This window comes from Streptomyces rhizosphaerihabitans (assembly GCF_025399795.1).
GTDB lineage: Bacteria > Actinomycetota > Actinomycetes > Streptomycetales > Streptomycetaceae > Streptomyces > Streptomyces rhizosphaerihabitans.
On record NZ_JAODTZ010000015.1, the window covers coordinates 93,406 to 107,462 of the forward strand.

General features: G+C 71.7%; 13 protein-coding genes. 3 read left to right on the forward strand and 10 right to left on the reverse strand.

What is annotated here, in order from left to right; translation table 11 throughout:
* Positions 1-114 precede the first annotated feature (114 nt).
* Complete coding sequence (locus tag N4G66_RS17375) at positions 115-936, forward strand: class I SAM-dependent methyltransferase (protein WP_261705025.1); 822 nt, start codon at positions 115-117, stop codon at positions 934-936.
* A gap of 42 nt (positions 937-978) precedes the next feature.
* Positions 979-1,149, forward strand: a complete 171-nt coding sequence (locus N4G66_RS17380) for a hydrophobic protein (protein ID WP_261705026.1) — start codon at positions 979-981, stop codon at positions 1,147-1,149.
* Between the two features lie 100 nt (positions 1,150-1,249).
* Here N4G66_RS17380 and N4G66_RS17385 read toward each other — a convergent pair whose 3' ends face one another.
* From N4G66_RS17385 to N4G66_RS17400, 4 genes are all read right to left on the reverse strand, one after another.
* Entirely contained in the window at positions 1,250-2,038 is a 789-nt protein-coding gene (locus N4G66_RS17385; RefSeq protein WP_261705027.1) for a GvpL/GvpF family gas vesicle protein, read from the reverse strand.
* A 139-nt stretch (positions 2,039-2,177) separates the two neighbouring features.
* On the reverse strand, positions 2,178-4,025 hold the full coding sequence (locus N4G66_RS17390) for a transketolase (protein ID WP_261705028.1): 1,848 nt from the start codon (positions 4,023-4,025) through the stop codon (positions 2,178-2,180).
* Positions 4,022-5,659: an NAD(P)/FAD-dependent oxidoreductase gene (locus N4G66_RS17395; protein ID WP_261705029.1), complete on the reverse strand. Its 1,638-nt coding sequence runs from the start codon at positions 5,657-5,659 to the stop codon at positions 4,022-4,024. The genes N4G66_RS17390 and N4G66_RS17395 overlap by 4 nt, the downstream gene beginning before the upstream one ends.
* A gap of 109 nt (positions 5,660-5,768) precedes the next feature.
* The gene (locus tag N4G66_RS17400; RefSeq protein ID WP_261705030.1) at positions 5,769-6,269 is read right to left on the reverse strand and encodes a phage holin family protein; all 501 of its coding nucleotides are present in this window, start codon (positions 6,267-6,269) and stop codon (positions 5,769-5,771) included.
* 123 nt (positions 6,270-6,392) lie between these two features.
* On the opposite strand from N4G66_RS17400, the gene N4G66_RS17405 reads away from it, so the two are divergent.
* Positions 6,393-6,740, forward strand: a complete 348-nt coding sequence (locus N4G66_RS17405; protein WP_261705031.1) for a VOC family protein — start codon at positions 6,393-6,395, stop codon at positions 6,738-6,740.
* 112 nt (positions 6,741-6,852) lie between these two features.
* Here N4G66_RS17405 and N4G66_RS17410 read toward each other — a convergent pair whose 3' ends face one another.
* The 6 genes from N4G66_RS17410 to N4G66_RS17435 form a co-directional block, all read right to left on the reverse strand.
* Positions 6,853-8,829, reverse strand: a complete 1,977-nt coding sequence (locus N4G66_RS17410) for a DUF5107 domain-containing protein (RefSeq protein WP_261705032.1) — start codon at positions 8,827-8,829, stop codon at positions 6,853-6,855.
* 51 nt (positions 8,830-8,880) lie between these two features.
* Positions 8,881-9,777 (reverse strand): arginase family protein, encoded by an 897-nt coding sequence (locus N4G66_RS17415; RefSeq protein WP_261705033.1) that lies wholly within the window; start codon positions 9,775-9,777, stop codon positions 8,881-8,883.
* A gap of 80 nt (positions 9,778-9,857) precedes the next feature.
* On the reverse strand, positions 9,858-10,406 hold the full coding sequence (locus N4G66_RS17420) for a GNAT family N-acetyltransferase (protein WP_261705034.1): 549 nt from the start codon (positions 10,404-10,406) through the stop codon (positions 9,858-9,860).
* Positions 10,407-10,432: 26 nt separating this feature from the next.
* On the reverse strand, positions 10,433-10,684 hold the full coding sequence (locus tag N4G66_RS17425; RefSeq protein WP_261705035.1) for a DUF1049 domain-containing protein: 252 nt from the start codon (positions 10,682-10,684) through the stop codon (positions 10,433-10,435).
* Positions 10,685-11,032: 348 nt separating this feature from the next.
* Positions 11,033-11,959: a S66 peptidase family protein gene (locus N4G66_RS17430; protein WP_261705097.1), complete on the reverse strand. Its 927-nt coding sequence runs from the start codon at positions 11,957-11,959 to the stop codon at positions 11,033-11,035.
* A 121-nt stretch (positions 11,960-12,080) separates the two neighbouring features.
* Positions 12,081-14,054, reverse strand: coding sequence for a prolyl oligopeptidase family serine peptidase (locus N4G66_RS17435; RefSeq protein WP_261705036.1), 1,974 nt, complete (start codon positions 14,052-14,054; stop codon positions 12,081-12,083).
* Positions 14,055-14,057 lie beyond the last annotated feature (3 nt).

Consider the following 14,057-nt stretch of genomic DNA (forward strand, 5'->3'; position numbering starts at 1 on the left):
CACATCGCAAGATACCGGTCTCATTATTCGACATGGGCGCGTACGGTGATGTCATCACCTCGGGGAGTGCGCACACGCCCGGCGAGGCCCCGTACGACGAGAAGGGGAACGGTCATGTCGAAGTCGCAGGAGACCGCCGTCTACACCCACGGCCACCACGAGTCGGTGATGCGCTCGCACACCTGGCGCACCGCCGCCAACTCGGCGGCGTACCTGCTCGACTCGCTGAAGCCGCACATGAAGATCCTGGACATCGGCTGCGGACCGGGCACTATCACCGCGGACCTGGCGGAACGGGTGCCGGACGGCCATGTCACCGGCGTCGACCACGCGCCGGGCATCCTGGACAAGGCCCGCCAGGTGGCGGCCGAACGCGGCCTGCGCAACGTCGGGTTCGCGGTCGCCGACGTCCACGCGCTGGAGTTCCCGGACGACACGTTCTGCGTGGTCCACGCCCACCAGGTGCTCCAGCACGTGGGCGATCCGGTACAGGCGCTGCGCGAGATGTACCGGGTCACCAAGCCGGGCGGGTTCATCGCGGTCCGCGATGCGGACTACTCATCCATGACCTGGTACCCGTCGACTCCGGGCATGGACGACTGGCTGGACCTGTACCTGCGGGTCGCCCGCGCCAACGGGGGCGAGCCCGACGCGGGCCGGCGTCTCAAATCGTGGGCACTGACCGCCGGGATCCGGGACATCACCGCCACGTCGAGCACCTGGACCTTCGCCACCGAGGACGAGCGGGAGTGGTGGAGCGGCCTGTGGGCGGACCGCACGCTGGCGTCGGCGTACGCGGACCGCGCGACGGAAGGGGACCACGCGACCACGGAGCAGCTGCGGGCGGTGTCGGAGGCCTGGCGGCAATGGGGGCGGCAGAAGGACGGGTGGTTCTCCGTACTGCACGGGGAAATTCTCTGCCGAAAGGAAGCCTGATCCCGCGATATCGGGAGACACGGAATGCAGGAGGTCAACACTATGGTTCCGATCCTGCTGGTTCTTTTGCTCGCACTGGTTCTCTTCGGTGCGGGTTTCGCACTGAAGATTCTGTGGTGGATAGCGCTGGTGGTCATCGTCCTGTGGCTGCTCGGATTCCTGGTCCGAGGCACGAGCGCCTCTGGAGGCAGGGGCCGCTGGTACAGGTGGTAGACCTTCCTCTTCGGGGAGAAAAACACTTGACGGCCCGAGGTCCGGAACAGTTCTGGACCTCGGGCCGCAGTTCGTACCGCTCACTCGGTGAGCGGTACAGTCACGTCGTATTCCACGGATTCCTCGTATTCCTGGCGAAGCCCGTCAGGCCCGTGAAGCCCTTGAAGCCGGTGAGGCCAGTGGATCCCGTGAAGGAGTACGCCGCCCATGGCCCGGTGAGCTCCACTCGCACCCCCGGCTCGTCGCGCGCGCTTCCGTTCACCCGCTCCACGAATTCCTCCGATTCCGCGCGCGGTACGAGATAGGCGGCATCGAGGACCTCGGCGTCCGGCTCTTCGGAGGACGCCGGATTCCGCGGGGTACGCAGCCGGGTTTCCTCAGCACACCGGGAGAGCGTGCCGTGCAATCGCCGCGTGAATTCCTCCGCGCGTTCCAGGGTTCCCCCAAAAGCCCCGACGGTTTCGGAGCTCACGGAAGCCCCGGCGGCTTCGGTGTTTTCGGTGTACACCTTCACGTCCCATTCCACCCGCCCGTCGAGCCGGTCGAGGGTCCGCAGGAAATCCTCCCTGCGCTCCTCCATCAGCACGCGTACGCCGCTGTCGTCCCGGAGCACGGTGGCCAGCCGGAGCGGCAGCGGACTGGTGACGGCGGTGAGCGCGTCGATGACACCCTGATGGGCGCGAGCCGTCGCCTCCAGCCACTCGACGTCCTCCAGTCGTCGGCGCAGCGGTTCCGCGCCGAATTCCCGCTCCGGGACCGAGCCCACCACGGCAATCAGGCCGCCGTGCCGCAGCAGTTTGGGCGGGACACCCGCCACCCCGGCCAGCTCGGCCGACAGCGCCGCCTCGAAGGGGCGGCAGATCGCGTAGACATAGCGCAGAGCGCTCACAGGTCTCCTCCCGCGTATCCACTCGCCCCGGCTCCGAAGCCGGTCGGCGGAGCATGAAGGCCGGGCTCGCCTCGTCCGCCGGGCGGGAACGCCCGCCCGCACCGTCGGCGTACTGACCATGGTGCCCTCCGGTCTCCGGTCAGCGCACCACGGCCGTCTCCACCAGCAGCCGGGCCGCCGCCGCGATCGACTCGGCGTCGATGCCCGCGGCGCGCAGCTGCTCGGCCGGGCTCGCGGAGCCCGGCATCCCACGGACGGCGAGGCGCACCAGGCGGGGCGCGGGGCGGCCGTCGGTGAAGGCGTCGAGCACCGCGTCCCCGATGCCGCCCTCCTCCCGGTGGTCCTCGACGGTGACCAGGCAGCCGGTCTCCTCGGCGGCCTCGCGCAGGGTCGCGCGATCCACGGGCTTCACCGAATAGAGGTCGATCACGCGGGCCTGGATGCCCTCACGGTCGAGTGTCTCCGCGGCGGCCAAGGCCTCGTGCACGGTGACGCCCGCGGCGACGAGTGTCAGCCGGTCCCCGGCGGAAGCACGCAGCACCTTGCTGCCGCCGACCGGGAACTCCTCGGTGGCGCTGTAGATGACGGGGCTGTCGCCGCGCGAGGTGCGCAGATAGCGGATGCCCTCCAGGTCCGCCATCGTGGCGACTAGCTTCGCGGTCTGGTTGGCGTCGCAGGGGTACAACACGGTCGAGCCGTACACGGCCCGGAACATCGCCAGGTCCTCCAGGCCCATCTGGGAGGGCCCGTCCTGGCCGATGGAGACGCCCGCGTGCGAGCCGACGAGGTTGATGCCGGAGCCGCTGATGGAGGCCATCCGGACGAAGTCGTGGGCGCGGGTGAGGAAGGCCGCGAACGTCGAGGCGTACGGGACCCAGCCCCGCGCGGACATGCCGACCGCGGTGGCGACCAGTTGCTGCTCGGCGATGTAGCACTCGAAGAAGCGGTCGGGGTGTTCCTTGGCGAAGAACTCCGTGCGCGTCGAGTCGCCGACCTCGCCGTCCAGGGCGACGATGTCGCCGCGGGCGGTGCCGAGCGCGGCGAGCGCCTGTCCGAAGGCGTCCCGGGTGGCGATCTCGTCGCCGGTGTCGTACCGCGGCAGGTCGAGGTGTCCGGACCGTACGGCGTGCACCGTCCTCGCGGCGGGGGGCTGTCGGACGTCCACGTGCCGGTCGTGCACACCGCCGAGTTCGGCGATCGCCTGATCGGCGTCCGGCAGCGGTTTGCCGTGCAGTCCCTCGCGGTCCTGGACCGATGCCACGCCCTTGCCCTTGAGGGTACGGGCGAGGACCACGGTGGGCCGGCCGGCGGTGGACTCCGCCTCGGCGAAGGCGCCGTCGATCGCGTCCACGTCGTGGCCGTCGACCTCGACGGCGTGCCAGCCGAACGCCCGGAACCGGCGCGCGTAGGCGTCCAGGTCGTGCCCGTGCCGGGTCGGCCCGCGCTGGCCCAGGCGGTTGACGTCGACGACCACGGTGAGGTTGTCGAGGTGCTCGTACCCGGCGTGCTCGGCGGCCTCCCACACGGACCCCTCGGCGAGTTCGCTGTCACCGCACAGCACCCAGATCCGGTATCCGGTGCGGTCGAGCCGCCGGCCGGCGAGCGCGACGCCGACACCGACGGGCAGTCCCTGGCCCAGCGATCCGGTGGCGGTCTCGACCCAGGGCAGCCGCCGGGGCGTCGGATGCCCTTCGAGTCGGCTGCCCGCCTTGCGGAAGGTGAGCAGCTCGGCCTCGCTCACGGCACCGGCCGCCTTGTACGCGGCGTACAGCAGCGGTGAGGCGTGGCCCTTGGAGAGGAGGAAACGGTCGTTGCCGGGGTGCTGAGGGCGTTCGAAGTCGTAGCGCAGATGGTTGGCCAGCAGGACCGCCATCAGGTCGGCGGCGGACATCGACGACGTCGGGTGCCCGGAGCCCGCGGCGTCGGCGGCCCGAACGCTGTCGACGCGCAACTGCTGTGCCAGGTCGATGAGTTGGCGGGTTTTCATGACGCTCCTTCCGAGCGGTTCGCGGCTCCTGAACTGCTCGGGCGCGCACCGTCCGGGCCCGGCGCGTCCGATGCGTCACGCGCTGCGGGCACCGCGGGCACTGCGGGGGCCGCGGACGCTTCGGGGGCCGCGGACGCTTCGGGGGCCGCGGACGCTTCGGGGGCCGCGGACGCTTCGGGGGCCGCGGACGGTCCAGGGACCCCGGGTGCTTCAGGGGCTTCGGGTGACTCAGTGGCTTCGGGTGACTCAGTGGCTTCGGGTGACTCAGTGGCTTCGGGTGACTCAGTGGCTTCGGGTGACTCAGGCGTTCCCGCTTGCGCGGGCGCCTCCGCCACCCGCGCCAGCTCGGGCGAGGCGGTGTCGAGCGGCACCGACCACGAGCGGACCAGGCCCAACTGCACGGCCTGGCGCGGCAGTACGGCGTCCAGGAGCCAGTCGGCCGCGACACGGACCCGGTTGGCGGGCATGGCGGCGAGGTGGTAGCCACGGGTGACGGCTCCGGCCACCGGCCCCGACAGGGGGATGCCCAGCGGATTGGCCGCGGCCTTGACGCCCCCGAGGTCGACGGTGAAGCCCAGGTCACGGTGGCGGTAGGCGCGGCGCTCGCCGATTCCGAGCGAGGCGGCGACATTGCGGCCGGCGATCCTCCCCTGGCGCCAGGCGTGCTGGGCCGTCATCGGCGTGTACTGACCGGGCCGCTCCAGGTCGGGCACCGCCGCCGCGTCCCCGCAGGCGAACACCTCTGGATGGCTCGGTACTTGGAGGTGGGGATCGACGAGGAGCCGCCCCCTCTCAAGGGGGCGCCCGAGCCCCTCGACCAGCGGATCCGGCCGTACTCCGACACACCACACCAGCGTCCGGGTCTCGACGAACTCCCCGTCGCTGAGGCGGACTCCATCGGGAGTGGCCTCCTCGACCGACGTCTTGGTGCGCACGTCGACGCCACGCTGCCGCAGTACACGGTCGGCGGTGCGCGAGAGCCTCTCGTCCAGCTCGGGCAGCAACCGCGGGGCGACATCGAGCAGCAGCCAGCGCGGTCGGCTCCCTTCTCGCAGCGGCCGCCTGCGCACCAGCGCGTCGGTGAACAGCTTTCCCTGGGCCGCCACTTCGGTCCCGGTGTATCCGGCGCCGACGACCACGAAGGTACGGCGCGCGGAGCGGCTCTTCGGGTCGTCCGACGCGGCGCCGAGCTCGATCTGCCGGGTCACGTGGTCCCGTAGATACAGCGCTTCGGGCAGCCCTCGGAAGCCGTGCGCGTGCTCGGCGACACCGGGTACGGGCAGCAGTTTGTTCACGCTGCCGACGGCGAGGACGAGACGGTCGTACGTCAGCGTGCCGCTGTCGCCCTCCGGGCCGCTGTAGCGCACGGTGCGTGCTTCGAGGTCGATCCCGTCGGGCTGCGCCTCCCCGAGCACGAGACGTACGTGGGGCAGCGTGCCGGAGAGCGACACGGTGACGCGGCGTGGCTCCAGAACACCGGCGGCGACCTGGGGCAGCAGTGGCAGATACAGGAAGTAGTCGGTCGGGTTCAGCAGGGTGATGTCGGCCTTGTGCCGGACCAGCCGCGACAGGACGCGGGCCGTCCGGTACCCGGCGAAGCCGGCGCCGACGATCAGAATGCGGGGTCGACTCACGGTGCTCCTCTGACGGAATCGCTCGTCGTACGGGGCTTTCCGCGTCCCCCCGACCGAGGTGCCCAAACATGGGCACCTCCGACTTTTCGCAAGCTTCGAGAGGCCCAGGTCAGCGCGCCCGGCGGAGCCACGCCTCGGGGTCGTCGGAGAAACCTGTACCCGAGCCCGTGCCGGGGACGTCGGGCGTCCCGGACCGGATCGGCGGATACAGCAGGCCCATGCCGCCGGGCGGGGAGGCGGGCAGGCTGCCGCCGACGACCCGGCCGGACGGGGCGAGCTCGTGCGCGTGCCGGGTCGTCGGCCGGGGCGCGGCCGGCCGGGCCATGCCCCGCAGCGCGGAGGCGACGGCCCCGAGCACCGCGGCGGCGATCAGCGCGGCGGCCCATCCGGGCAGCACCGACGCGAGCGCGAGACCGAGGGCGAGGACCAGGGCGGCCCCCGCGTACAGCGCGGCGGCTCCCGAGGCGGCGTACGACGTGGCCGTCCGGCGCTGCTTGCGCGTCTGCTCGCGCAGTTCGTCCCGGATGGTCTCACGGGCGACCGTGGTGAGTTCGTCGACGAGTTCCTTGTCCAGATGCTCCAGATGTTCCAGGTGCTCGATGCGCTTCATGGTGTGCGGGTACCCGGCCGACCGGACACGTAACGGGAAAGCCCCGGGCGCCGGCCTCGGGCGCCGGCGGCGATCGGCCGAAAGGATCTCCTGCTCCCTCCATCCCCAACTAGGCTCGTCCTCATGGAGATTCTGGGAGCCACGCTGCGCGTCTGCGTCGACGACCTGGAGACTGCGGTCCCCTTCTACGAACGGCTCGCGGGCGGCAGAGCGCTCCGCTTCGAGCGCGGCGGTGTGTCGGTCGCCGCGATCGGCTGCTTCCTGCTGATGAGCGGGCCCGAGTCCGAACTCGACGTGTTGCGCAAGATCGCGGCGACCATCGCCGTCAAGGACGTCGAGGAGACCGGCCGGGTCCTCACCGACCTCGGCGCCCGCGTCGTCGCGGGCCCGGTGGAGACGCCTGGGGGCCGCAACCTCATCGCCGTGCATCCGGACGGGTCGGTGTACGAGTACGCGGACCGCCGGGGCTGAGACGCGGACGCACTGGACCCGGGACGCGGGCTCACGGGATCTGACCGCGCCGGACCTCGGGCGTCCCACCGCACGGTGCGCCGGGACACCCGAGGCCGTGAGCGAGGCAGCCTCAGAGCGTGGACGGCGGCCGCATGCGGAAGTCGTACCGCGCCGGCAGGGGCTCGTCGCTCAGCCGGGACCACAGCCGGTCGATGGTCTCCGCTCCCTCCCGCAGGTCGGCGACCTCGAAGCCCGCGTCGAAGATCGCCCGTGCGTCCTCGCGGCGGCCCTCGGCGAGCAGCAGTTCGGCCTCGACGAGGCGGAACCGGCCACGGTCCCGGGTTCCGGGGCGCAGCCGCTCCCACACGGCCCGCGCGTCCTGCGGACGACGGGCCGCCAGCAGCGCCTCGATGGCCTCCCGGCCGAGCGCGGCGGTCGCCGCGGTCCACCGTTCCCCGTCGTCGCGCCGCTCCCGGCACAGGTCGTCGAAGGCTTCGGCGTAACGGTCGGCGGCGCGCTCGTGGTTGCCTGCCTCCTGGTCGGCGACGGCGAGGCAGCGCAGCAACAGCCAGAGCGACGGGGCGAGTTCGAGTGCCCGCTCCCAACTCCGCACTGCCTGGGCGAAGTCACCGGCATGCCACTGGGCGACTCCGAGGTGGTACTCGGCGATCGGTGCGGCGGGTGCCGTCTCCAGCATGTCGCGCCAGTGCGAGGCCACCAGCGTCTCGCCGGGCGGCCCGACCCGCCGGGGCTCCGGGAACGCGCCGGACCGCAGCAGTTCCCGCCACGGCGCCTGGTCGTCACCGAGCGTGCTCTCGTCGAAGGGCGTACCGGGCAACTTGTGCGCGGCGCGCAGCACTTCGAGTGCTCCCCAGCCGGATCCGACGGCGAGCACCTCGCCGGGATCCGTGTCGGCGTGCGGCAGCCAGGCGGTGTACGCGGCGTCGACCGCGTCCCGGGAGAGGGCGCTGTCCAGCCGGCCCTCGACGTCCGCCCGCGCGGCCTCCCAGTCCGCGCCGTGCGCCGTCACCGCGCTCACGGACAACGGACCGTACGCCTCCAGCCAGGAGACATCGCTCTCGGCTTCGAGCCGTACGTGTTCGAGCTGGGTGCGGGCGAGTCCGGCCTGGATCTCGCAGTACCCGCCGGTCCCCGGTTCGGTGAGCCACTCCTGCCAGCGCCGCCCGCCGGGCCCCGAGCCCCAGACGAACAGCTTGCGCCCGCGCAGGACGTCGGTGGACGTCTGGACCAGCCCCTCGCCCGCGTCGTCGACCGCGGCGATCCAGCGGCGCCGTCCGTCGGGCACCTCGTAGAAGTAGTCGGCGGGGAAGGTGCTGCGAAGCGGGTACGTCCGGTCGGTCCCGTCGTACGCCGGCACGGGCACCCGGCGCAGCCGTCGCTCGTAGCCGAAGTGATAGGCCTCCTCGGCCGGGGCGAGCACCCTGCGCTCCTCGGGGACCGCGATGTTGGACCACCAGTACAGCGGGGCGGGCTTCTCGTGGGGATTGCGGACGCGGACGCCGACGTAGAGGAAGTCGGAGCCGTCCGGCAGCCACAGGTCGACCTGGAAGGGGAGGTCGCGCAGCCGTTCCCACTCCCACAGGCGCAGCATCTCGCCGCCGTCGGGGGCGGGAACGCGGGCGGCGTGGACGGGTGAGCACGACAGGGTGGTGTGCCCGGTCGCGCCGATGTTCCACTCGATGCCGCCGGAGAACCAGGCGCCGTTGAGGGCGAAGCAGGCCGGCTGGAGGACCGGGTTGCTGTAGAGGAGTTCCGTCGCGGAGGGTTTGTGGAAGAGCGAGACGATACGGCCGCCGAAGCCGGGCAGCACGGTGGCCCGCAGCCGGTCGTTCTCGATCACGATCGTGTCGAGTTCGCGGAGCGGCCGTTCTCGCTCGTAGCCGTCCCGTATGCGCTCAGGCAGCACGCTGCGCAGCGGCTCGTACCCGATCTGCCGGGCCATGTCGCTCGGCAGGCCGACGCGGTCGCGGTCGTCGATGGTGTGCATCTCGTCGAGGGTCCGCAGGGGCGGCAGCGGGTTGCTCGGGCCCAATTCCGCCGCCGGGAGGGTCAGTACGTCACGTCGGATCGTCGTCACGATGACCATGGAACATGGTCATCGGCCTGCTGACCAGGGTATCCGCTCGTCAGAATCAGGTCAGGATTCCGCAAAGGCGCCGACGACCAGGTCCGCGAGGAGCGCTCCCGCGGTGCCGTCGGGGTCCAGGTCGGGGTCGTAGATGGTGACGTTGAGGCCGACGCAGTGCGGGGAGCGCACCAACGGGCGGAGCAGTGCGAGGAGTTCGTCGGGGAACAGGCCGTCGGGGTCCGGGCTGTCCACGGCGGGCATCACGGTCGGATCGAGCACGTCGGCGTCGAAATGCACCCAGAAGCCGTCCAGGTGCGGGAGTTCGAGGGTCGCCAGGGTGGCCCGCGCGATCGCGTCCACGCCCCAGGTGCGCAGCTCCCCGACGGTCGTCGTGGGGATCTTCAGCGCGGCGAGTTCGTCGCGGTCGTCGTCGTAGTCGCGGATGCCGAAGAGCCGTAGGTCCTCGTCCCGCAGATAGGGCCCCAGCCCTTCGATGTCGGACAGGTCGTCCTGGCCACGGCCGGTGGCGATCGCGAGTTCCTCGCCCCCGGCCGCGCCGACGCGGTCGGAGTTCCCGGCGTGCCGGAAGTCGGCCGAACCGTCGACGGCCACCAGTCCGAAGCGGCCGATGCGGCGCAGGGCGAGGGACGCGCCGAGCTGGATGGAACAGTCGCCGCCGAGGACGACGGGGAGGTCACCGGCGCGGACGAGGCGTTCGACGCGATCGGCGAGTGCGCGGGTGTAGGTGGCGATGGCCTCCGCGTTGAAGACGCCGTCGCCCTCCTGCCAGTCCCCTCGGTCGTAGCGCGGCGGTACGACCACTCCGCCCTCCAGCGCGCCGAGCCTCTGCACGATCCGCTGCTCACGCAGGGCGCCGGCCAGTTTGTAGCAGCCGGGGACGGTGCCGGGCGCGGGCGGACGCAGACCGAGGTTGGAAGGAGCGTCCAGAACGACGATGTTCCGCATGGACTCATCCTCACCCGAGCGGACCACACCGGGGAAGGGCACCGGGCTTCCGGGAGAGCCGGGGCATACCGGGGAGCCCGTCAGCGGGGCGTGACCATCTCCGCGGTGATCGCCCACCGTTCGTGGTCCCGCCAGGCACCGTCGATGTGGATGAAGGCCGGTGAGAAGCCTTCGAGACGGAAGCCGCAGCTCCGGGCGAGTGCGATCGACCCCGCGTTGCCCGGCTGTACGTTGATCTCCAGCCGGTGCAGGCCCATCTCCCCGAAGGCGTGGCGCACGACGAGACCGAGTCCCTCGGTCATCAGCCCGCGCCCCGCGGCGTGTACGAAGGCGCCATAGCCGAGGGCGCCGCACAGGAAGCCGCCCTCGACGATGTTGTTGATGTTGATGAAACCGGCGATCCCCCCGCCGTCCCGTTCGCAGACGAGGAACCCGGCCTTGGTCGGGTCCTCGATGAGCCGCCCCGCGTAGGCGGCATAGGCGTCGACGCTGCCGGGCGGGAAGAGCCACGGCTGGTGGAGACTCTTGCTCTCCCTGGCCCGTGCGGTGAACTCCGCACCGTCCTCGAGGGTGAAACGCCGTATGCCCACACGGGGACCCTCGGCGAGATAACCGGCGTTCTGAGGCATCCCGTCACCTTACGCGAACAGGTGTTTCAGCGTCTGCGTCTCGCGGCGTACGCACCGCACACCACGCCGATCAGCCCGGTGGCGAGCAGCGCCACCCACAGCGGCATGATCACCTCGGGGATGAGCAGCCGGATCCTGGTGCTGCGAGTGTTCTCGAAGATGAAGATCAGGGCAAGGACGGCCAGTACGAGGACGGCGACCCTGGCCGGCGTCAGCGGCCCTTCGCGGGTGCCCTTGCCGCCGCTCGTACCGGCGTTCTTGGAGGTCTTCGGGCTCATGCGCTCAGCATGATCCAGAAGGCGCCGGTACGCGCGGCGGGAACATCCTCCGGGTGACCGCGGTGCCGGGCCCCACTCGTCCCCGGCCACCCGAACACCCGAATACCCGGCCGCCCGGACACCGGGGCGCCGACGTCCCCGGCCCCGGAGCCCTGCCCCGGCTGCCTCTCGAATGCGCCCCGTGAATACGCCTCCGAATACGCCTCCGAATACGCCTCCGCCGGACCATAGCCAGGGCGGACGCGAGCAGGGCGCGACCGCGATGGGACACGACCGCGCCTCAGGCACGGACGCGCACGGCCCACGACCGCGCGCGGGGCACACCCCCAGCGCGGCGCATCCGTGACGTCAGAGCAGCGCCGGCTCGTCCAGGGTCAGTGTCCCCGCGTCCGCGTCGAGTTCGGCGCAAAGACCGAACGGGATCGTCAGAGCCCCCTCGGCGTGCCCGAACCCGAAGTGCTCGACGACCGGAACGCCGAGCCCGCCGAGCCGGTCGGCGAACACCGCGCGCAGTCCGTCGTACGGTCCGCAGTCCACCCAGGAGCCGAGCGCGACCCCGGTCACCCCGTCGAGCCAGCCGGTGCGCAGCAGTTGCGTCAGAATCCGGTCCAGCCGGTAGGCCTCCTCGCCGATGTCCTCGATCAGGAGCAGCCCGCCCCGGGCGGAGGTGCGGGCGTGCGGTGTGCCGACTTCCGCGGCCAGCAGACTCGTGGAGCCGCCGAGTGTGACGCCGCGGGCCTTCCCGGGCACGAGCGGGACGGCTTCGTCGGATGCGATGGTCCGTACCGACTCGGGTTCGAAGAGAGTGGCCCTCAGATGCTCCTGTGCCCGGGCGCTCTTCAGGAAATCGGCGACCGCGACCATCGGCCCGTGCAGGGTCGCGAGCCCCACCCGCGTCGCGAACGCCTCGTGCAGGGCGGTGATGTCGCTGAAGCCGAGGAAGACCTTGGGGCCCGCGGCCCTGATGGCGTCCCAGTCGAGCAGGTCGATCATGCGTTGAGCGCCGTAACCACCGCGGGCGCACAGCACCGCGGCCACGTCCGGATCGCACCAGGCCGCCTGGAAGTCGGCGGCCCGGTCCGCGTCCGTCCCCGCCAGGTAGCCGAACTCGGCGTGCCGGTCCAGGACATGGGTGGCCACCACCGGGTCGAGGTCCCAGCCGCGCAGGATGTCGAGGCCGGCCTCCAGCCGCTCCTCGGGGATGGGCCCGCTGGGCGCGACGACCGCGACCCTGGCTCCGGCGGCGAGCCGCGCGGGTCGGGTCAGGGCGGTGATCGGTGCGGTCGTTCGGGTCACTCGTACTGCTCCAGCTCCTCGTGGTCCATCCGGTCGCGGTCGTGTCACGCCGGGTTTCGCGAAGGGCTCCGCCCGGTCCGGTTCCCGACGGCCGACGGCCTCACTTGGACAGCTCCAGGGTGGGAATGCCGGGCGGGTTCAGGCCGAACACTTGGGCGTACAGGGAGAGTTCGGACTCCAGTGCACACACCATCGTCTCGGCGCGCCGGAAGCCGTGCCCCTCTCCCTCGAAGGCGATGTAGGCGTGCGGAATACGGCGGCCCCGCTCCTCGAGACGGGCCAGGAAGCGTTCGCACTGCACGGGAGGGCAGACGGCGTCATCGAGTCCTTGGAGCAGCAGGAAGGGCGCGGTGATCCGGTCGGCATGCGTGGACGGCGACCGCTCCGCATACCGGCCCGGCACCTCGTCGATCGGACCGATCAGCGATTCCAGGTACTGCGACTCGAAGTCGTGGGTCTCGCCCGAGGCCCATTCGGTGAGGTCGATGACGGGATAGAGGATCGTGCCGCAGGCGTAGACGTCGGTGGTGGCCAGCGAGGCAGCGGTGGTCCAGCCGCCCGCGCTGCCGCCGCGGATCGCGAGCCGCCGCCGGTCTGCGGTGCCCTCTTCGGCGAGCGCGAGCGCGACAGCCGCGCAGTCCTCGACGTCGACGACACCCCACTGTTCGCGCAGCAGGTTGCGGTACTCCCGTCCGTGGCCGGTCGATCCGCCGTAGTTGACCTCGGCCACGCCGATTCCGCGTGAGGTGAAGTAGGCGATCTCCAGGTCGAGAACGAGGGGCGACCGGCTGGTGGGCCCGCCGTGGACCCGTACGACGTACGGCGGGAGCTCGTCGCCGGGGCCGACGTGGCCGGGGTGGTGCGGCGGGTAGATGTGCGCGTGGACCTCGCGTCCGGCGGGGCCGGTGAAGGTGCGGATCTGGGGTTCCGGGTAGTACGCGGGGTCGACGGGGTCGTCGTGCGCGGCGCCGATCACCCGGGCCCGCCCGGTGCTGGCGTCCAGTTCGACGACCTCGTGGGCGCTGCGGGGGCTGGCTCCGACGCCGACGACCCTGCTGCCCTGCGCGGCGAGCGTCGGCGCGAACTCGGTCCAGGGGCCGGCCGTGTCGACGAGCTCGCCGGTCTCGACGTCCAGTATCCCGAGCGCGGTGGCACCCCGTCCGTGGACGACGGCGACCGGGCCGGTGTCCAGCGGCGCGAACCAGCGCTGTCCGACCCTCCAGAGGGGTCCGCCGAACTCCTCCTCGCGCGGACAGACGGCGATCGCCTCGCCGTCCGCGCCGAGACGGTGGAGGTTCCACCAGCCGCTGCGGTCGCTGACGTAGAGCAGGGTGCCGTCGGCCGCCCAGTCGGCCTGCGCGACGGACTCCTCCGGGCCCCCCGTGACGGAACGCGGGGCGGACAGTGTGCCGTCCTCGGTGACGTCCGCGAGGATCACCTCGGTGCCGTCCCACGGCATCCGGGGGTGGTCCCAGGCGAGCCAGACCGCCTGCCGGCCGTCGGGCGAGAGCCGTGGCCCGGTGACGAACCGGTGCCTTCCGTCGGACAGCTCCCGCACGGCGTCCCGGTCGTATGCCGCCGTTCCGTCCAGCGGCACCGAGACGACGGCCCGGCGCACGTCGGTGGGTCCGTCCCCGGTGAACTCCTCCATGACGCACCACACTTCGCCGCGTTCCACCCGCAGCTGCGGATCCACCCAGCGCAATCCGCCTCCCAGCGTTGACAGGGGGGTCAACGGGAGCGGTTCACCACCGGGTTCGCAGCGGTAGAGGCGCTGGTCGGCGAAGTTGACGAAGACGACCAGCGGGCCTTCGGGGCGCATGGCTCCCGCCCAGGGGTTGCCGCCGTACTCGATGACGCGACTGCGCACGTTCCAGGGGGCCGGGAGCACCGGCTCCTCGGTGCCGTCCGCCTTCCGCCGGACCAGTGTGCGCCGCCCGCCCTCGGTCGGCCGGGGCTCCGTCCACCAGGCCTCGTCGCCGACGAAGCCGACGAACTCGGGATGTCCGTCGTGCGCGGCGGCGAGCGTCGCGTCGATCGGCGAGGGCCATGAACCGTATGGCGTGGTCTGCATCTC

Coding starts and splice junctions, on each gene's coding strand:
- N4G66_RS17400 (WP_261705030.1), bottom strand. CDS start 6,269: ATGAAGCGCATCGAGCACCTGGAACATCTGGAGCATCTGGACAAGGAA.
- N4G66_RS17425 (WP_261705035.1), bottom strand. CDS start 10,684: ATGAGCCCGAAGACCTCCAAGAACGCCGGTACGAGCGGCGGCAAGGGC.
- N4G66_RS17390 (WP_261705028.1), bottom strand. CDS start 4,025: ATGAAAACCCGCCAACTCATCGACCTGGCACAGCAGTTGCGCGTCGAC.
- N4G66_RS17405 (WP_261705031.1), top strand. CDS start 6,393: ATGGAGATTCTGGGAGCCACGCTGCGCGTCTGCGTCGACGACCTGGAG.
- N4G66_RS17410 (WP_261705032.1), bottom strand. CDS start 8,829: ATGGTCATCGTGACGACGATCCGACGTGACGTACTGACCCTCCCGGCG.
- N4G66_RS17435 (WP_261705036.1), bottom strand. CDS start 14,054: ATGCAGACCACGCCATACGGTTCATGGCCCTCGCCGATCGACGCGACG.
- N4G66_RS17375 (WP_261705025.1), top strand. CDS start 115: ATGTCGAAGTCGCAGGAGACCGCCGTCTACACCCACGGCCACCACGAG.
- N4G66_RS17380 (WP_261705026.1), top strand. CDS start 979: ATGGTTCCGATCCTGCTGGTTCTTTTGCTCGCACTGGTTCTCTTCGGT.
- N4G66_RS17420 (WP_261705034.1), bottom strand. CDS start 10,406: ATGCCTCAGAACGCCGGTTATCTCGCCGAGGGTCCCCGTGTGGGCATA.
- N4G66_RS17415 (WP_261705033.1), bottom strand. CDS start 9,777: ATGCGGAACATCGTCGTTCTGGACGCTCCTTCCAACCTCGGTCTGCGT.